The following is a 19,006-nucleotide window of genomic DNA, read 5'->3' as shown; positions in this document are numbered from 1 at the left end:
ATGGAAATCCAAGAAATGATCAAGATGTACGACAATGAAAACCAGTTTAAAGTTTTACAGGAATCCTACTACCAGGTTGAATCCGCATGGCAAAGCCAAATAGATGTTTCGTCTATAGACACATCGAAAATAAAAAATATTGTGCTTAGCGGACTGGGCGGTTCGGCTATAGGCGGCGACCTTCTGCAGAATTTCTTCAGGACAGAATTGAAATACCCTTATGTAGTAAATAGAAACTATGAGCTGCCTCCCTATGCGGACGAAAGTACACTTGTAATTGCATCTTCTTATTCCGGGAACACAGAAGAAACTCTTGCTGCTGCTAACGAAGCAATTCAACGAAAATGCCAGGTCGCTTGCATAACAACGGGCGGTAAACTCGAGGAATTCGCACTTAAAAATAAATTTCCGCTCGGTAGGTTGATGAAAGGATACCAGCCGCGATTCGCTCTCTGGGTCAATTTTTTTACATTGCTAAAATTAGTTCAATCTTTGAAATTGATTCCCGAACAAAATGAAGTTGTTAATTCAATTATCGGATTGCTGAAGCGTAAAGGGGAAGTATATTCTCAGACAAAGAATGACGCGCTCGATCTTGCACAGAAGTTTATCGGCTATATACCGTTAATTTACGCAGTATCCGAATACACTTCTGCAATTGGCGCGAGGTATAAAGGACAGTTTAATGAAAATTCCAAGCTTCATTCTTTTTACGGATTACTCCCGGAACTCGATCATAATGAAATACTCGGCTGGGATACATTCGATCCAAAACAGGTAAACCTGATTCTAATAAATATAATGGATGAAGATTATCATCCTCAGGTTAAGAAACGTTATGAAATTACATCCGAGATAATTAGAAAGAAGGGATGCGAAATAATTAATATATCCAGCAAAGAAAAAACCTGGAAGGAAAGACTTGTGGATATTATTTACTTCGGCGATTGGATTTCATATTACCTTGCTGTAATACGGGGTATAAATCCCACTTCGATTGATAACATAAACTATCTAAAGGAACGTCTTTGACGGTTAAGAACTGGAAATATATTCTGCTGATTGTTTTTATTCCGCAATTTGTATTTGCTCAGTTCTATTTTTTCGGCAGAAATAAAGTACAGTATGAAAAGTTTAACTGGAAAGTCCTTAAGACGGAACATTTCAACATCTATTATTATGATGATTTCGAAGAGCTTGCCGAGATAGGAGCCAGGTATGCCGAGGATGCTTACGAGGAATATAAGGTTAAGTTCAATCATTATATCACAGTAAAAATCCCGCTTATTTTTTACAACTCTCATATTCATTTTCAGCAGACGAATATAACCACAGGATTTATTCCAGAAGGTGTAGGCGGATTTTTCGAATTTATGAAGGGACGTGTCGTAATTCCTTACCAGGGGAATCTGGGCAGTTTCAAACATGTTATAAGACATGAACTTGTTCATGTTTTTATGACTAATAAGATTTTCAATATTCTCTCGGATCACCGGATCGATAACACCAGACTCCCGCCCCTCTGGTTTGTAGAAGGTCTTGCTGAATACTGGTCGTTCGACTGGGATACACAGTCGGAAATGGTGATGCGCGACCTGGTTCTAAACGGAAATTTTGTTACTCTCGAAAACCTCGAAAGTGTGTACGGATATATTATCTACAAAGAAGGTCAGAAGTTCCTTGAGTTTGTTGCTGCGAAGTACGGTGAGGAAAAAATACTTCTGCTGCTCGAAAATTTCTGGAGATTTAATTCGTTCAGGGAAAATCTGGAATTTACGCTTGGGGATAAATTCGAGGCGATCGATAATTATTTCACATTCAAGCTAAGGCAGGAATATTTCCCTCTTTATGAAGCGCGTTATCCTCATTTTATCAAATCGAAACGGATTACAAACAAAGGATTCAATTTCGATCCGGTTTATTTTGAACGGAACGGCAACAAAGAGATCTACTTTATAGGGAACCATAACGGTTATTCTTCACTATTCAGGATGAAGTACGATCTGGATCAGGATGATTATATCGATCCCGAAATTCTTATTGAGGGTGAAAGGGAGTCTGATTTTGAGTCGTTCCATCTTCTCGAAAATTCACTCGGATTATCGAACCAGGGTTATCTCGCTTTCATTACAAAATCACTTGGCAAGGATGTAATACATCTCTATTCAATTTATGATGAGGAAATTGTTGCAACACTTAGATTCGAAGACCTGATATCAATTCGTTCACCCAATTTTTCAAGGGATGGAAATCTGATAGTTTTCAGTGCTACTGACAGGAAAGGGTATAACGACCTCTATACTTACGAAATCCAAAAATCCGAACTTACGAGGCTTACAAACGATTATTACCAGGATATCGATCCGGTATTCTATAAAGATGATCTTAAAATAATTTATGCTTCCGATAGAACGGCCGGAGAATTCAGACAGAAGAATAATCTCTTTGAGTACGATATCGAATCGAAACAGATAAACTATTTAACATACATTAACGCAAACTTTTCAACCCCTTCCTTCTCTCCGGATTTCAATCAGATCTATTTTACATGCGACTACGACGGGACATACAACATCTACAGAATGAATTATGGAAGTAAGGGTGAGCAGAATAAAATTGAACAGATTACAGGATTTGTAACAAGTGTTTACAGCTTTACGTTTATCGACAATAAGAATATTGTCACTTCCGCTTTTGAGAATTTCTCTTTCCAGTTCTACAATCTTAGTCTCGAAAATATTTATGAGCCTGGGTTAGCAGTACTGACAAATGAATTTACAAAAGCGCGTGCCAGGTGGATAGAAAAAAGAATCTCTCTTCCTGCTGAAACCGACCGGCTTGTTTATGAACGTGAATACACACTCGATTATGCGGTAGGGCAGCTGATTACAGATCCGGTATTCGGTTCGAGAGGCGGAGCACTGCTCGGCCTTAGCGATTTGCTGGGAGACGACAGATACCTATTCTATCTCTATAACACGGCTGAAGTCCAGAGTGAAATCCTGAAAAATTTTAATGTTGCTATAACCCGGCTCAGTCTAAGCGAGCGGACAAATTACGGATACGGTATTTTCAATTATTCAGGCAGACGCTACGATATCCGCGAATCGGATGTCTATTTCTACGAACGGGTATACGGAGGATTTTTCGAACTTTATTTCCCTTTCTCTACTTTTCAACGTCTAGAAGCTTCTGTAAGCATTGCCAATTCTGATAAAGAAATTATAGAGAAATTCATTACAAGAAAATCCCTGATGGTCTCCAATACGCTTTCGTTTGTGCACGATAATTCAATCTGGGCTTCTTCAGGACCAATCGACGGTTCTCGATTAAGAATACTATTAGGATATACCAGTGACGTAAAATTCAGTAATCTCAATTATTTCTCTTTTATTGCCGATTACAGAAAATATTTCAGACTTGGTCTTAGAAGCGCTTTAGCAGGACGTGCAGCATTCTTCATAAATCATGGTAAAGAAGCACGGAGATATTTTGCAGGCGGCAGTTGGGATTTAAGAGGATGGCCGCGATGGTCTATACGGGGAGAAAAACTCTGGCTAACATCCGTAGAATTAAGATTCCCGATGATCGACCAGTTTTATATAAGATTACCGTTCATTGGACTTAATCTTTTTGAAGTACGCGGGGCCATCTTTTTCGATGCCGGTTCGGCATGGGATGATAAGTATAAAGAAACTCTGGGAAGCGTTGGATTAGGTTTTAGAATTAATTTATTCAATGCTCTAACACTAAGGTATGATATCGGTAAAAAGATAGAGAAGAATTTCTCGCAGTTCCAGCCCCGTTTGTTTTATCAGTTTTTCTTCGGGTGGGACTTTTGAAAAAGATTATTTTCATTATATCGTCGCTGGTTCTTTTATACTCCTGCACACAGCCTCTTATTCTTAAGAACACTTTTATTGATGATAAAAGCGTTCTCTCTTTCGGATTGAATGAGAGAAGAATTTTCTATCAACCTGAATCGATCTCCGATAGCCTTCAATGGTTATGGACAGCAGTTACAAATGGCAGTCAACCTAATACGTCTTTGCTTATAGTTGATGAATATTTGATTGCAGCAGATCTATCGGGAAGAATTTACGCCTATGCTAAAGAAAACGGTAAAGCTGTCGGCTATGAGAAATACACAGGTGCAATTTCTGTTGCTCCGGTTGTAAACAGTCTAAGATTATTTTTTATTGTTAATGAAAAAAATCAGTTCTATTCCAGGTTGATAATGTTCGATTACCTGAACAACAAGATACTTGCTGAGGATAGAATAAACGGCTCGGTTACGAATGAGATGATCAGGTTGGAGGATGGTATAATCGTTCTGACAGACAGGGGTGAATTAATAAAGTATAATTATGCAGCCCAACGCGAATATTCGGTTAGAATAAATGAATCGGTATTGTCAAATCCTGCTGCCAACGATAACTTTATTGCACTCGGAACTATGAAAGGTGAGTTGATTCTTATGATCCGAAATGACGGGACAATAATATTCAGGGAGAAAGTATCTTCTCCTATTGAAGGTGGATTTACTTTCGACGGAGATGTAATTTATTTCGGGGACAGTCAAGGTTACATCTACTCATTTGATACCAAAGCCAGGAAAGTTAATTGGAAATATGGGACGGGAGCCAGAATTGTTTCAACTCCTGTTTTTGATGATGAAAAGGTGATCGTCGGGAATTTATCGGGGAAATTATATTCACTTAATAAAGAAACCGGGAAAAAAATCTGGATTTACGATACAAATGGTTCAATAAACACAACGCCTCTTCTTACAAAAACAGTTTTAATACAGCCGGACGCAAATAAAAAAGTCCATCTGATTAGTTCTTCGCTCGGATTGGTTTTCAAAACACTCGAGTTCGAAAGAAGGGTCAAGCTTACGCCACTTCTCAGAGATGGAATTCTTTACCTTGGCTCGGACAGGGGCAACATTCATGCTTACAGAACATTCAGTTTCAACTGATATGAGAAAACATATCTTAAATATTCTGTTGTTTCTACTTGGCGGTTTATTAAATGCAAACGGGCAGGACTGCAAAAGCATTCTTGAAATCGAAACAAATAAAGACAGCGCACTAATATTTATTAACGACCGGCTGGAAGGTTATGGTAAAGTAAGAAGAGAAGTTACATTAGGTAAATACTATTTCACAATTAAAGAAAATCTTGAGAGGTGGAACGAACACGAGATAAACGATTCGGTTAACATAAAATTATGCGATAAGGAATATCTGATCAGTTTTAATTTGTTCGATAAATATTATGTTGACACCAGTCCGCAGGATGCTGCCGTATTCATATATGATTCATTAATGGCTTATACACCAAACTTTATAAGTGTAAATCAGTTTCATACAATAATGTTGAAAAAGAAAGGTTACACAAAACCTGTTCATTCCAGTGAACTATCGCTTTATAACCGCATCCCGCTTGAATTACCCGAACAGAAGAAGGATGAATCGTTTTCGGATTCCCAATTGTTTAAGATTCTTTTAGGAACGGCAGCGGTTCTTGGCGCTGCTTCTGCGTATTTCAAAATAAAAGCCGATAACCGTTACGAAGGCTTTTTACAATCGAAAGATCCGGCAAAATTAAAAGAGGTTGACCGGCTTGATCTCTACAGCGGTATTACTTTCGGATTGCTTCAGGTAAATTTCGGTTACTTGATTTACAGGTTCCTCTTCGATTAGATCGGATTATATACTGCCGCTCTGGTCGTCAGAAATCAGTCGAAAAATTATCATACTCATTTAAATGCTTAGTGAGCGTCCAGCCAGTTTTCTCCAGTTCCTGTTTCCACTATAATCGGTACATCAAGCGGCATTGCCTCTTCCATCAATTTCTTAATCAGCGGTATTAAGATTTCTAATTCGTCTTTGTGCGCATCGAAAACAAGTTCGTCATGTACCTGAAGAACCATTTTACTCTTCAGTTTAAGTCTGTTCAGCTCCGAATAGATTTTTATCATTGCCAGTTTTATCATATCGGCGGCTGTGCCCTGGATCGGCATATTAATAGCGACACGCTCCTCGAACTGTCTTATTATTCTGTTGTTGCTGTTTATATTTTTCAGAAATCTTCTGCGGCCGGTTAATGTTTCGGCAAAACCTTTTTTCTGTGCCATTTTAACAGAATCCGTCATAAACTTTCTAACATTCTTAAAAGAATTAAAATAATTATCAATAATGGCCTTGGCTTCGGTTTGAGTGATACCGAGACGGGATTTCAACCCGAAGGGGCCGAGCCCGTAAAGTATGCCGAAGTTCACCTCTTTTGCTTTTCTCCTCATGTCGGGATTAACATCGGCCGGGTCTACATTGAAGACGAGTGCAGCAGTTCGCCGGTGGATATCTTCGTTATTACGGAATGCTTCTAATAAATTCTGATCGCCGCAAATACTGGCCATGATTCTAAGCTCTATCTGGCTGTAATCGGCGCTTAGAATAAGATGATTCTTATCTCTTGCGACAAAAGCTTTACGGATCTCCTTTCCCAATTCCGTTCGTATCGGAATATTCTGAAGGTTAGGATCGATGCTTGATAACCTCCCGGTTGAAGCCACAGTCTGATTGTAAGTAGTATGGATTCTGCCTGTACCCGGTTCTATAAGCTCCGGTAACGAATCGGCATATGTAGATTTCAGCTTTGCTACCTGCCGGTAATCCATAATAATATCAATTATTTCGTGAGAGCCTTTCAACGACTCGAGAGCGCGTACATCGGTCGAATATCCGGTTTTTGTTTTTGTTGTAGGAGGAAGTTTAAGCTTTTCAAATAATATTTTCTGAAGCTGCTGTGTTGAATTGATATTAAATGTTTCACCAGCAAAACCATAAATTTTTTCAGAATACTCATCCAGCTTCACCTGAAGATCCTCTGAAAATAATTCCAGGCTTTTTGTATCGATCCTTATTCCGGTTCTCTCCATATCTTCAAGCACAGGAGCTAGCGGGAATTCTATTTCGTAAGCTACTTTTTCAAGGCCTTCTTTTTTAAGTACCGGTTTCATCAGTTCATAAAGCCTGAATGTTATATCGGCATCCTCACAGGAGTAATCGGATAATCTTGAGGGATCGACTTCAAAAATTTTCTCCGGCGTTTTCTTCGAGCCGATCAAATCCAGAAGGGGAATAGGCCTGTAGTTAAGATATTTTTCGGAGAGGTCGTCCATTCCGTGTTTCTGATCCGGGTCAATTACGTAACTCGCCAGCATTGTATCGAAATAAAAATTATTTACGGTTACGCCGTAATGCCTTAATACGGAAATATCATATTTACCGTTCTGACAAATCTTTTTAACATTTTCACTTTCGAATACAGGTCTGAATATTTTTATGAATTGCTCTACAGGCAATCTTTCGGAAAGGTCGGCCGAAAATAATCCTGCTGATTCGCGTGATGGGTTAACCGCCACAAAAAATGCTTCTTTCGGTTTAATTGAAAAAGCGCAGCCGGCCAGATTAACATCAAGTGTGTTGAGAGAATCGGTTTCAGTATCGAAAACAAATTTATCGGAGCTCAGTAATTGTCCGGCCAATTCCGCGGCCTCTTTACTTCCGGTAATCAATTTATATTTTACTTTATTCTTTTCGAATACCTGGATATTCTCTTCAGGCAAAGGTTCTTCTGCAATTTCAACTTTTTCGGGTTCTTCTTTCTCATCGGTAAAAAGTTTTTTGATTCTGGTAACGAATGATTTAAACTCAAGCTCGCCGAGCAGCCTTATAAGTTTCTCAAAATCGGGCTTTTCATAAATGGCATCATTCAAATTGAACTCGAAAGGAACCTCTGTATGAATAGTGGCGAGTTCTTTCGAGAGGAATGCGTTCTCTTTATTCTCCTTAAGTTTATTGATGATACTCTGTTTCTCAATCTCTTCAATATTCTTATAAATATTTTCGAGAGTTTTATAACGCTGGATAAGCGGTAGAGCTGTTTTAGGTCCGATACCGGCTACACCGGGTATATCATCGGAACTATCACCAACTAGAGCAAGGTAATCGATCATCTGCCTTGGCTCAAATCCCAATTCCTCCCTTACTTTCTTTTCGTCGAGAATTATTATTTCATCTGTGGACTTACCAGGTTTCACTACCTTAATATTTGGTGTTATAAGCTGTACATAATCCTTATCGGGTGTTATTGCATAGCAATCAAGTCCGGAGGCTTCCGCTTTTTTGCATGCTGTTCCTATCAGATCATCAGCTTCGTAACCGGGCAGAATATAGAGCGGAATTCTGAATGCCTCTATTATTTCTTTTATCCTCTGTATCTGAGGAATCATATCTTCCGGCATTGCCTCACGGGATGATTTGTAGTTTTCATAGCGTTCATGCCTGAAAGTTTTCTCTTTGGAGTCGAATGCAACGGCTAAGTAGTCGGGTCTTGTATCCTCAATTATTTTAAGGAGCTGACTCATAAAGCCGTATACAGCGGAAGTGGGTTCTCCTTTAGCCGTAGTAAGTGGTCTTGAAATAAACGCGTAATAGCCTTTGTACGCTAAGGCCATTGCGTCAATTATGACGAATTTTTTCCTTTTTCTATCGGACATGATTGTTTACGCTCTACGATAATTTATGTATATTCTTCAGCCAAAATAATTATTCATTATAACAATAACCACAAACTCTATGAGATATTATAAAACAATTTTGATGATGTCTATTACTCTGTTACTATTCACTTTTACAACATTACACTGCCAGGTGGATAATCACGGGAAGAGTTTTTATGTGGCATCATGGAATATTGAGAATTTATTCGATACAAAAGATGATCCGAACATAAACGATGAAGAGTTCCTTCCGGAAGGCAGCCGTCAATGGACAATCGACCGGTTCGAAACCAAAATATCGAATCTTGCCAAAGTTATAAACCACATGAACGACGGATGCGGCCCTGATATTATTGCTTTTCAGGAAGTGGAAAATTTAAATGTTCTTAAATGGCTTGTTTACCGTTTTAAACACAGGGATTACATTATTGCCCACAGAGATTCGCCGGACGAAAGGGGGATTGATGTAGCCCTGTTTTACGACCGGAAAGTATTTGATATAGAAGAATTGGATACTCTGCGGGTTGAAATACCTACCGGAACACCTACGAGATATATACTTCATGTCGCATTGCGGCATAAAAATGAAAAATCAATTATTCATTTATTTGTAAATCACTGGCCTTCGAGAAGGGGCGGAGAGGTTAAATCGGAACCAAACAGAATAGCCGCTGCACGGGTACTGAAAAATTTAGTTGATAAAATACTTTCTGAAGATAAGAGCAGTAAGATTATTCTTTTGGGCGATTTTAACGACGAGCCGGATAATAAATCCATACAAGAAACACTTGGCGCTTCAGAATTTAATTGCAGCGAATCGAATAATAATTTGTTGAACCTTGCATATACAAAAGCTTCCAGGAATGAAGGATCTTACTTATTCGGTTCTACCTGGAATATGATTGACCAGATAATAATTTCCGGATCACTGTTCGATAAGAAGGGGATTGACTATTTATGCGATTCCTATGAAGTAATTAAACCGGATTTTATGGTTATAAAGGAAGGAGAACGGCAAGGCGGGCCGCTTCCCACATATTCCGGCTCAAGGTATCTGGGTGGGTACAGCGACCATTTCCCGGTAGGCGCAAAATTTATTTTAACAGACAAGTAACAGAAATGAATTTAATATTCTTATTGTTTGGCTCTACAGGGCATCTAGGATCTCATGCAGTTGAATATTTTTCGAAGCAGCATTACCATAAATTTTATTTTATTTCTAAAGATGATTCCGGTCCAAAAAACAAAAACCGTATTATCGCGGGTGACCTGTCAGTCGAAAAAAATGTCCGCGCAGTATTTTCAAAAATAGAAACTTCAGAAGAAAATTATTATTGTTTATTAAATACTGTAGGCGGATACACCGGCGGAAAGAGTATTGAAGATACAACAATGTCAGAACTAAACCGGATGCTCAAACTAAACCTTAAAACGTCTTTTCTAATTTCTAAATATTTTTTCAGTTTATGCAGAACGGGAAAGGGGGGAGCTATCTGTTTAATAAGCGCTTTAAGCGGAATCTATCCGGAGAAAAGAAAAGGCTCCTACGGCATTTCTAAAAACAGTATTAATTTTTTAACAGGAATTCTTGCGCTGGAAGGATCTCCATTCAATATAAGGGCAAATGCAATTGCACCCTATGCAATCGATTCGGAGGAAAACCGGGAATGGATTAAGAACAAGTCGCTGCTCGTAAAGCCGGTTGAAATCTGTAAAAAGGCGGAATTCTTTTTCAAGAGCCCCAATAATGAGACTGGTGAAATAATAGTAATGCCGGACAAGCTAAAAAGAGGATTTAATAAAAAAGAGTAAAAAATTATTTATTGACTTTTTTAGCTCATTTATTTAATGTTACCCACATCTTTTTCGAAGAATTTATAACTTTTGACATATTTTTTTAATTAATAACAATATCGGAGGCTTTTTCTTATGCAACTCGCAGAGATAACCGGAATAGTATCATTAGTTTTAGCACAAGTCCAGGACCAAAGCGCAATTGGTTATTTGCAGCAGAAATTCATTGAAGGCGGCGGCTTCATGTGGCCAATCCTGGCATGTCTAGTAATCGGGCTTGGGTTCACAATCGAGAGATTCTGGACATTAACACGCGCAACAATGAACACCAAGAAATTTGTTGTTCAGGTAAAAGACGCATTATCAAAAGGCGGTGTTCAGGAAGCAATAAAATTATGTGAAAATACGAGAGGTTCTGCTGCTTCTGTATTTCATGCCGGTCTTCTCAGAGCAGACGAAGGTCTGGAAGCTGCTGAAAAAGCTATCATGGCTTACGGCGCAATTGAAATGGGATTCCTTGAGAGAGGATTGATCTGGATCTCACTTTTCATCTCTCTGGCACCTATGCTCGGATTTACAGGAACAGTTCAAGGTATGATCCAGGCATTCGACGCTATTAAAGAAGCTGCTCAGATTTCTCCTTCTATCGTTGCTGGCGGTATCTCTGTTGCTCTTCTTACAACTCTTTTCGGTCTTATTGTTGCTATGATTCTTCAAACATTCTACAACTATTTCGTTTCAAGAATTGACAGAATAGTTGCTGATATGGAAGAAAGCTCCATCGAATTAATTGACGCACTTTACGAAATGAAGAAATAACACAGAGATTAAAAAATGATTACACTTAAAAAGAAGAAATTGCCGGATGCAGAAATTCCTACCAGTTCTATGGCGGATATTTCATTCTTGCTTCTTCTATTCTTTCTGGTCTCAACTGTTATCGATGTGGATACCGGTATCGGTCTTACACTTCCTGAATTTACTCCTCCCGAGCAACAGGAACTGGTTCCTATTTCAAAAGACCGTCTTGCAGCTGTGCTGATTAATGAGAACGGAGACGTACTATTAAATAATGAAATTATTGCTATCCCTCAGATATCCAAAACACTGAAACCAAGAATTGAAAGTAAGATTGATCAACCCGCTAACAAAAAACTGGTTGTCTCAGTTAAAGTTGATCGTAAAACCGATTACAATCTGTATGTTCAGGCACTTGATCAAATTAAAGACGCTTATTTTCAGGTTAGATCTGAATACTCTATTACCAGATTAGGGAGACGATTTGTAGATATAGATGAAAGAAGTGAAGAAATGAAAGAGATAAGAGATAAGATTCCAATTACAATCAGTATAGCTGAACCTGAGGCTATAAAAAAATAATTTAGAGGAATTAGAATGAAATTTGAAAAAAAGAGAGCCAGTACAAAGCAGAGTATTCCAACTGCCTCCTTACCGGATATTGTATTTATGCTTCTTTTGTTCTTTATGGTTACTACAACTCTAAGAGAAGTTGACGTTCTGGTCAGTTTCCGCTTGCCTGAAGCCAAGGCGATCGAAAAAATAGAGAATAAAAGATTAGTATCGTATATCTGGGTGGGTCAGGATGGTAGAATTCAGGTTAACGACAGCCTTACTCAGATTAATGAAATTCAGAAGATTATGTATGCTAAAAGAGTTGCACTTCCGAATGTTATCGTTTCGCTCCGTATCGACAAGAGTTCTCAAATGGGAGTAGTTACGGATATTCAGCAGGAATTAAGAAAAGCTTCCTGTTTAAGAATCAACTATTCAACTCTGCTTAAGATATAAATCTAATATTTCATCAATTGAAGGTAGGTTATTGAATAATGGCCTACCTTTTTTTTTGAGGTTAAAAATGAATCTTAAAGAAAAAATCAATCAGGAACTTAAAGACTCGATGAAGTCGGGTGATAAAATAAGGCTTGAGACAATCCGGTCTATTCGGGCACTAATTCTTGAATTCGAAAAAAGCGGATCCGGAAAGGAAATGACTGCTGATGACGAGATAAGATTATTAACTACATCTGCAAAGAAGAGGAAGGAATCGATTGAACAGTTTCAGAATGCCGGGAGAACGGAGCTTGCAGAAAAGGAAATGAAGGAATTGAAAATTATTGAAGAGTTCCTGCCCAAGCAGCTTTCTTATGAAGAAGTAGCAGAAGAGATTAAAAAGTTAGCTTCTGAAATCGGTGCAACTGCGAAGGAGGATTTTCCTAAGCTGATGCCAGCCGCAGCAAAAAATTTAAAAGGAAGAGCCGACGGAAAAATTATAAAAGAAATAGTTGAAAAACTTCTGAGTGGTAATTGAACTACATCGATATAGTAATATTTATTGCTGCGGTTATAGGATTCCTCCTGGGCTTCAAGGATGGACTTATCCGGAAGATTATCGGATTGATCGGATTAATTGCCGCGATAGCTTTTGCTTTCGAATTCTCTGACAATTTCGGGCAGCTTCTTAATCCGATATTCAATAGAGATGAATACTTTTCAACTGTTGTAGCCGGGATAATTATTTTCCTTGTTACAATTCTGGTTGCCTCAATAATTAAAAGAATTGTTCACCCTGTTGATAAGCTCAATAAATTTTTGAATCAGTTCGTCGGCGGGCTTATTGGAACTGTTCAAATAATATTCTTCCTTAGCGGCATGTTTTTATTCCTTAACATATTCAGTTTCCCGGATAAAAAAACCGCATCAGATTCTCTGCTATACAATCATATTTACAATCTTATACCTTCGTCCATCGACCTTATAATCGGTCATCGCGCCAAGGCATCCGACTTTATAAAAAGTATAATCGAAGATAAAGATAAAATTTCAACTCCCCCTGTCGATTCACTAAATTAGTTAATATTATGATCTCAACTGAAACACTCGAAAAACTTGAGTTTAGCAAAGTAACCGGCTATATAAGTAAGTACTGTATAACAGAAAACGGTAAAGAGAAAATCAGCTTTCTTCGACCTTACAGTGATGTTAAAGAGGCAGTAAAAGACGGAAAACGTGTAAATGAAGCGAAGGAAATTCTGATAAAAAATGAAATTCCTCCACTCGATTATCTTCCCGATCTGAATGAAACACTCTCACGCTCGCGGATTGAAGGAACTGTTTTAGCGGCTCGTAATATTCTGGAAGTATTAAAGCTTGCTGAGACCTCTCGCAAACTCTTTCAGTATCTAAAGTCTCACGGCAGCGAAGTAGAACTCCTTTCCGAATTAAGAGAATCTCTCTTTGTAGATAAAGTGTTTGAGCATCAGATTTCCAAAGTCTTTACAGAAAGCGGCGAAATAAAAGATGATGCCACACCACGCTTAAGAGAGATCCGGAATGATATACGGGACAAAGAGACGCAACTCCGTAAGATGGTTAATGGAATGCTGAAGCAGCTTAGCGACTCCTATCTTGTTCAGGAAGAATATATAACGTTAAGAGACGGCAGAATAGTTCTTCCGGTGAAAGCTGAACACAAACGGCATGTGAGGGGATTTGTTCACTCGGAATCGGCTACTGGGCAGACTGTGTATATAGAACCGGCAGAGACTCTCGAACTGAACAATGAAATTCTATCTCTAACCTTTGCTGAGAAGAGAGAAATAGAGAAGATACTTAAAAACCTGACTGAGAAAATCGGCGGAGTAAGCAGTGAACTTAAAACCTCTCTATCTGCCATATCGGAACTCGATTCAATCTTCGCACGTGCAAAGTATTCTCTCGAAATAATCGGTGCTATACCAACATTCGATGAAAGACGCGCAGTGGAATTAATTGAAGCACGTCACCCGATCCTTCTGAAAAAACTCGGTTTCACAGCTACAATTCCATTGAATATAAAGATGCAGGAGGAAGCGGTAATCCTTATTACGGGGCCTAACGCAGGCGGAAAAACTGTAACACTTAAAACAATGGGCCTTGTCGTGCTTCTCGCTCAATCGGGAATTCCAGTCCCTATTCATCCCGATTCCAATCTCCACTTTTTTAATAATGTTCTAGTCGATATCGGAGACGCGCAATCGATTGAAGATGATCTTTCAACTTTCAGTTCTCACCTTACTAATATTAAAAATATAATCGATCACTCAGGCAGTAAGGTTCTTGTTCTTCTCGATGAAGTTGGAACAGGTACAGATCCTACAGAAGGTTCGGCTATTGCAACCGGATTTCTTGTTACTTTAAGAGATAAAGGAGCAAAGGTTCTTGCAACAACTCATCACGGTTCACTAAAGATACTTGCTAATCAGCTCGATAAATTCCAGAATGCTTCGATGGAATTTGATACGGATAATTTAAAACCGACATACAGGTTTAACCAGGGAATACCGGGTTCGAGTTACGCATTCGAAGTTGCCGGAAGAATCGGGTTTGACGTCGATTTTATTAATCTTTCTAAAACCTATCTCGATAAGGATAAGTCGAAGATCGAGGATTTCCTTGCCAATCTTGAAATAAAGTCGAAGGACTTGAGGGATCAGCTTAAGCGCCTGGAAATTGAGAATTCGCGTTTGAAAGGATTGACAAATCTCTATCAGGAGAAAGTAGACAAGCTTGAAAAACAGAAGAAGGAGATACTCCAGGAAACCCGCGAGAAAGCTGAAATCTATCTAAAGGATATAAACAAGAAGATTGAAAACGCCGTAAAAAATATCCGCGAATCGAATGCTAGAAAAGATGTTGTGAAAAAAGAGAAAGAAGTTATAAATACACTGAAATCGGACGCGGAAAAAGTTTTCAAAAAAGAAAAGGTTGAGAGTACCGTTAAAGTCAAGCTTAAAACCGGCGATTATGCTTCAATTAGAGATACCAATTCAGCAGGTGTTATTGATGAAATTAATATTGAGAAGGATAAAGCAGTTTTAACTATCGGGTCGTTGAAAATAAAAGCACGGTATTCCGATCTTGTACCGGCCAAAAAGAAAGACTTTGAAGAAGCAAAATATTTCAAGCACGACATTATAAGCGATCAGAATTACCGGCTCGATATCAGAGGTAAGCGTATAGACGAAGCCGAACTTGAAATCCTTAAATTCCTTGATGCCGCAAATATGAACGGATACGACCGTGTTGAAATACTTCACGGTAAAGGAACGGGCGCGTTAAAACAACTTGTACAGGGGACATTAAAGAATTATAAATTTGTAAAATATTTTTATTTTGCCAATATTGAAAGCGGCGGTGACGGAATTACAATAGTTGAGTTCAAATAATATGTTTAAGAAAATCCTGATTGCTAACAGGGGAGAGATTGCGGTAAGAGTTATAAAAGCATGCCGCGAGCTGAATATTAAAACAGTCGCAATCTACTCCGAAGCCGATAGAAACTCGCTTCATGTAAGAGTTTCCGATGAAGCACACCTAATTGGTCCGCCGCCAGCAAATGAATCGTATCTGAACAAAGAAAAGATAATTGCACTTTGTAAAAAAACCGGCGTTGAAGCAATTCATCCGGGATACGGATTCCTATCAGAAAATTCTCAATTCATAAGAATGGTTGAAGAAGCAGGAATTACATTTATAGGACCTTCTTCAAAATCCGTTGAGATGATGGGTGAGAAGACATCTGCGCGCCATCTGATGAAAATCCACAATGTACCTATCGTTCCCGGTACAACTGAACCGCTTAAGAGCTTTGAAGAAGGGATAAGGGTTGCCGGTGAGATCGGTTATCCGGTAATGCTGAAAGCAGCAGCCGGCGGCGGCGGCAAAGGAATGAGAAAAGTATTTAACGATAAGGAATTTGAAGAGTCGTTTAACCGTGCGCAGAATGAATCACTTAAAGCTTTCGGCAAATCTGAAATCTACATCGAGAAATTAATCTTGAATCCAAAGCATATTGAGGTTCAGATATTTGGCGACAAGCACGGAAATTATATTCACCTTTTTGAGAGGGAATGTTCGGTTCAGAGAAGGCATCAGAAAGTAATTGAAGAAGCGCCGTCTATATTTGTTGATGATGTAACCCGCTCTAAAATAACAGCAGCGGCTGTTAATGCCGCAAAAGCGTGCGGTTATTACAACGCCGGAACCATTGAGTTCCTTATGGATAAGGAGAAGAATTTCTACTTTCTGGAAATGAATACGCGCCTTCAGGTCGAACATCCTGTAACAGAAATGATAACCGGTATCGACCTAGTAAAACTTCAGATTAAAGTAGCTGCCGGACATAAACTTGAGATTGATCAGGATGACCTGAAAATTAACGGGCACGCAATTGAATGCCGTGTTTATGCTGAGGATGTTGACAACAATTTTGCCCCTTCTACAGGCAAGATTATTCATCACCGTCTGACATCTGGACCCGGTACACGCATCGATCGAGGGATTGATTTACGGAGTGATGTTTCTATCTTTTACGACCCGTTACTATCCAAGGTTACCACATGGGGCAGGACAAGGGAGGAAGCAATCTCCAGAATGAACAGGGCTCTTAAGGAATATCAGATTAGCGGTGTAATTACAAATATACCTGCATTCAACTGGGTTCTTAAACAGAAGACATTTCTTGACGGTACATTCGATATTAATTTTATTGAAAATGAATTTATGCCTCTTGTTCCGGATAAATGGAAAGATGAATCATCGGGTGAATTCGAGGAAGTAGCTTCTATAATGGCTGTCCTATTAAAGAACAAAAACACATCTGTAACTACAAATAAGAACGACTTGCCCTCATCCAATAAATGGACCGGACAGCTTTATGAATGAATTTGTAGTCACTCTAAATAATAAGAAGATTACTATTAAAGTCCTTTCAGTGGATAAAATTGAAATTAACGGCAGAATTGTATCAGCTGAGCTTTCGCAAATAAATAATTGCGCATTTCTCCTTAAGATTGACGAAAAACCGTATGAGATCGCATGTACAAAACTTGATGACGGAAGGTTCGGATTATTACTTGAAGGATGGTACTTCGATACAACTGTGAGGACGAAGCTTGAGGAACATGCTACAGAACTTATGCGTAACAAAATGAAAGGTCAGCACAAAGCCGATTTTAAAGCGCCGATGCCCGGTTTGGTTCTCAAAATAAAAAAGAATGTTGGAGATACAGTTAAGATCGGAGAACCGCTCGTAATACTTGAAGCTATGAAGATGGAGAACGAACTCAGGTCATTGTCCGACGGTACGGTTAAATCGGTCTTAGTTAAGGAAGGGGAATCGGTAGAAAAAGATGCGATTATCATGACAATCGAATAATAAAACTTATTTGCTTTTAACAAACAAATAGCTATATTTTCCACGAATTTTCAAACAATAATAGGAGGTTGTGTGAAGAAATTATTACAAGTACTTGTAGTATGTTCACTTGTTTCTACCAGTCTTTTTGCAGGAGGATTCCAGACCGGTACACAAAATGCCAGAGCAATGGGAATGGGAAGCGCATTCGTTGGAATGGTACCAGATGCTTCAGCTATCTACTTCAACCCTGCCGGTTTGTCAAATATCAAGGGTTTCAATTTAGTTATGGGTACTACCCTTATTATGCCGACTGTTGATTTTACCGGGCCATCTCCGTTAACTACTACAACATCCACTGTTGAAAAAACATTTACACCTATAAATTTTTACGCAGCATACGCACTTGATAACGGAATTACGATCGGATTAGGAGTAAATAATCCTTACGGATTAGGTTCGGAATATCCCGAAACCTGGATCGGCAAGAGACTTGCAGTAAAAACAGATTTAAAAACTTTCTATATCACACCCACAATCGCATACAAAGTAAATGATTTCCTCTCAATCGGCGCCGGAATTTCCTACATTGTTTCTTCAGTTCAGTTCCTTCAGGCAGCAGATATTCCGCCGATTCCGCTTGCACCGGGTGTAAATTTACCGGCTGTATCTAACGTAAAAATTAATCTTGAAGCAAACGGAGATCCTGCTCTTGCTTATAACTTAGGTGTTCTTATTACTCCGCTTGATTGGATTTCTTTCGGATTTAATTTCAGAAGTGAAGCTACATTATACTTCTCCGGCGACCTTACTTTTACAGGTCTACCGGCAAAGCCTACAGGTTTCCCGATCGGTCATGCTGACTTATTCCCTGATGGAAGAGGTCAATCTAAGCTTACAATGCCCTGGGATATGAGATTTGGAGTTTCTGTCAATCCGACAAAGGATATTACAGTTAATACAGACCTTATGTTTGTCGGTTGGGAAAGTTACAATCAATTAGAAGCAGATTTCGAAAAAAACACAGCTGTATGGGGCGACCTTATTTCGCCTAAGAGATGGAACAACACATTCGGCTTGAAAATAGGCGGCGAGTACCGTTTAGGCGACCTTGCACTGCGTGCCGGTTATGTTTACGACGGATCACCGATTCCTACAACTTATATGGATCCGTCATTACCGGGTTCAAACCGTAACGAATTTACAGTTGGTTTCGGATACCAGATTACAAAGAATATCAGATTCGACGCAGCTTATCAGTATATCTCATTTACTGAAGATGTTGCCGACTCAAAGATTCCGTTTAACGGAAAGTATGAGAATTCAACAAATCTGTTCGGATTTAATCTGGGATTCAATTTATAACAGCTCTATACCTTATTTTTCCCGCCTGTCTGAAAAAGGGAGGCGGGATTTTTTTTATAGTTCTGAAATAATTTGACTAA

The 19,006-nt window shown here is 38.9% G+C and carries 16 protein-coding genes; 15 read left to right on the top strand and 1 reads right to left on the bottom strand.

What is annotated here, in order from left to right; translation table 11 throughout:
• Genes PLZ15_10345 through PLZ15_10330 form a run of 4 tightly spaced genes read left to right on the top strand, consistent with a single transcriptional unit; the run spans nt 1 to nt 5,708 of the window.
• The gene (locus PLZ15_10345; protein ID HOI30144.1) at nt 1-1,032 is read left to right on the top strand and encodes a bifunctional phosphoglucose/phosphomannose isomerase; all 1,032 of its coding nucleotides are present in this window, start codon (nt 1-3) and stop codon (nt 1,030-1,032) included.
• Nucleotides 1,029-3,842: a hypothetical protein gene (locus PLZ15_10340; protein HOI30143.1), complete on the top strand. Its 2,814-nt coding sequence runs from the start codon at nt 1,029-1,031 to the stop codon at nt 3,840-3,842. Before PLZ15_10345 ends, PLZ15_10340 begins: the two co-directional genes overlap by 4 nt.
• Nucleotides 3,839-4,981: a PQQ-binding-like beta-propeller repeat protein gene (locus tag PLZ15_10335; protein ID HOI30142.1), complete on the top strand. Its 1,143-nt coding sequence runs from the start codon at nt 3,839-3,841 to the stop codon at nt 4,979-4,981. The genes PLZ15_10340 and PLZ15_10335 overlap by 4 nt, the downstream gene beginning before the upstream one ends.
• Nucleotides 4,953-5,708 (top strand): hypothetical protein, encoded by a 756-nt coding sequence (locus PLZ15_10330; protein HOI30141.1) that lies wholly within the window; start codon nt 4,953-4,955, stop codon nt 5,706-5,708. The genes PLZ15_10335 and PLZ15_10330 overlap by 29 nt, the downstream gene beginning before the upstream one ends.
• Nucleotides 5,709-5,776: 68 nt before the next feature.
• Here the strand turns inward: PLZ15_10330 and polA are convergent, their stop codons facing one another.
• Nucleotides 5,777-8,569 carry a DNA polymerase I gene (gene polA / locus PLZ15_10325; protein ID HOI30140.1) on the bottom strand — a complete coding sequence of 931 codons (2,793 nt, stop codon included), beginning with the start codon at nt 8,567-8,569 and terminating at the stop codon, nt 5,777-5,779.
• Between the two features lie 79 nt (nt 8,570-8,648).
• On the opposite strand from polA, the gene PLZ15_10320 reads away from it, so the two are divergent.
• From PLZ15_10320 to PLZ15_10270, 11 genes are all read left to right on the top strand, one after another.
• Nucleotides 8,649-9,686 carry an endonuclease/exonuclease/phosphatase family protein gene (locus tag PLZ15_10320; GenBank protein HOI30139.1) on the top strand — a complete coding sequence of 346 codons (1,038 nt, stop codon included), beginning with the start codon at nt 8,649-8,651 and terminating at the stop codon, nt 9,684-9,686.
• Nucleotides 9,687-9,691: 5 nt separating this feature from the next.
• A complete protein-coding gene (locus PLZ15_10315; GenBank protein ID HOI30138.1) occupies nt 9,692-10,384 on the top strand; it encodes an SDR family oxidoreductase in 693 nt (230 codons plus the stop codon).
• Between the two features lie 117 nt (nt 10,385-10,501).
• Entirely contained in the window at nt 10,502-11,185 is a 684-nt protein-coding gene (locus tag PLZ15_10310; protein HOI30137.1) for a MotA/TolQ/ExbB proton channel family protein, read from the top strand.
• Between the two features lie 15 nt (nt 11,186-11,200).
• A complete protein-coding gene (locus PLZ15_10305; protein HOI30136.1) occupies nt 11,201-11,746 on the top strand; it encodes a biopolymer transporter ExbD in 546 nt (181 codons plus the stop codon).
• 15 nt (nt 11,747-11,761) lie between these two features.
• Nucleotides 11,762-12,175, top strand: a complete 414-nt coding sequence (locus PLZ15_10300) for a biopolymer transporter ExbD (protein HOI30135.1) — start codon at nt 11,762-11,764, stop codon at nt 12,173-12,175.
• 67 nt (nt 12,176-12,242) lie between these two features.
• Nucleotides 12,243-12,695: a GatB/YqeY domain-containing protein gene (locus PLZ15_10295; protein ID HOI30134.1), complete on the top strand. Its 453-nt coding sequence runs from the start codon at nt 12,243-12,245 to the stop codon at nt 12,693-12,695.
• Nucleotides 12,692-13,237, top strand: coding sequence for a CvpA family protein (locus PLZ15_10290; GenBank protein ID HOI30133.1), 546 nt, complete (start codon nt 12,692-12,694; stop codon nt 13,235-13,237). Before PLZ15_10295 ends, PLZ15_10290 begins: the two co-directional genes overlap by 4 nt.
• Nucleotides 13,238-13,245: 8 nt before the next feature.
• Entirely contained in the window at nt 13,246-15,591 is a 2,346-nt protein-coding gene (locus PLZ15_10285; protein HOI30132.1) for an endonuclease MutS2, read from the top strand.
• Between the two features lies 1 nt (nt 15,592).
• Complete coding sequence (locus PLZ15_10280) at nt 15,593-17,089, top strand: acetyl-CoA carboxylase biotin carboxylase subunit (GenBank protein ID HOI30131.1); 1,497 nt, start codon at nt 15,593-15,595, stop codon at nt 17,087-17,089.
• Nucleotides 17,082-17,582, top strand: a complete 501-nt coding sequence (locus PLZ15_10275; protein ID HOI30130.1) for a hypothetical protein — start codon at nt 17,082-17,084, stop codon at nt 17,580-17,582. Before PLZ15_10280 ends, PLZ15_10275 begins: the two co-directional genes overlap by 8 nt.
• 72 nt (nt 17,583-17,654) lie before the next feature.
• Nucleotides 17,655-18,926: an outer membrane protein transport protein gene (locus PLZ15_10270; GenBank protein ID HOI30129.1), complete on the top strand. Its 1,272-nt coding sequence runs from the start codon at nt 17,655-17,657 to the stop codon at nt 18,924-18,926.
• Nucleotides 18,927-19,006: the final 80 nt, after the last annotated feature.

The organism is Melioribacteraceae bacterium, assembly GCA_035362835.1.
Lineage (GTDB): Bacteria > Bacteroidota > Ignavibacteria > Ignavibacteriales > Melioribacteraceae > DSXH01.
The sequence above is the reverse complement of the archived record's forward strand: the minus strand, read 5'-3'. Positions and strand labels throughout refer to the sequence as shown.

Excerpts from the sequence above, each read along its gene's own strand:
- PLZ15_10345 (HOI30144.1), top strand. The coding sequence starts at position 1 with ATGGAAATCCAAGAAATGATCAAGATGTACGACAATGAAAACCAGTTT.
- PLZ15_10330 (HOI30141.1), top strand. The coding sequence starts at position 4,953 with ATGCTTACAGAACATTCAGTTTCAACTGATATGAGAAAACATATCTTA.
- polA (HOI30140.1), bottom strand. The coding sequence starts at position 8,569 with ATGTCCGATAGAAAAAGGAAAAAATTCGTCATAATTGACGCAATGGCC.
- PLZ15_10320 (HOI30139.1), top strand. The coding sequence starts at position 8,649 with ATGAGATATTATAAAACAATTTTGATGATGTCTATTACTCTGTTACTA.
- PLZ15_10315 (HOI30138.1), top strand. The coding sequence starts at position 9,692 with ATGAATTTAATATTCTTATTGTTTGGCTCTACAGGGCATCTAGGATCT.
- PLZ15_10310 (HOI30137.1), top strand. The coding sequence starts at position 10,502 with ATGCAACTCGCAGAGATAACCGGAATAGTATCATTAGTTTTAGCACAA.
- PLZ15_10305 (HOI30136.1), top strand. The coding sequence starts at position 11,201 with ATGATTACACTTAAAAAGAAGAAATTGCCGGATGCAGAAATTCCTACC.
- PLZ15_10300 (HOI30135.1), top strand. The coding sequence starts at position 11,762 with ATGAAATTTGAAAAAAAGAGAGCCAGTACAAAGCAGAGTATTCCAACT.
- PLZ15_10295 (HOI30134.1), top strand. The coding sequence starts at position 12,243 with ATGAATCTTAAAGAAAAAATCAATCAGGAACTTAAAGACTCGATGAAG.
- PLZ15_10285 (HOI30132.1), top strand. The coding sequence starts at position 13,246 with ATGATCTCAACTGAAACACTCGAAAAACTTGAGTTTAGCAAAGTAACC.
- PLZ15_10280 (HOI30131.1), top strand. The coding sequence starts at position 15,593 with ATGTTTAAGAAAATCCTGATTGCTAACAGGGGAGAGATTGCGGTAAGA.
- PLZ15_10275 (HOI30130.1), top strand. The coding sequence starts at position 17,082 with ATGAATGAATTTGTAGTCACTCTAAATAATAAGAAGATTACTATTAAA.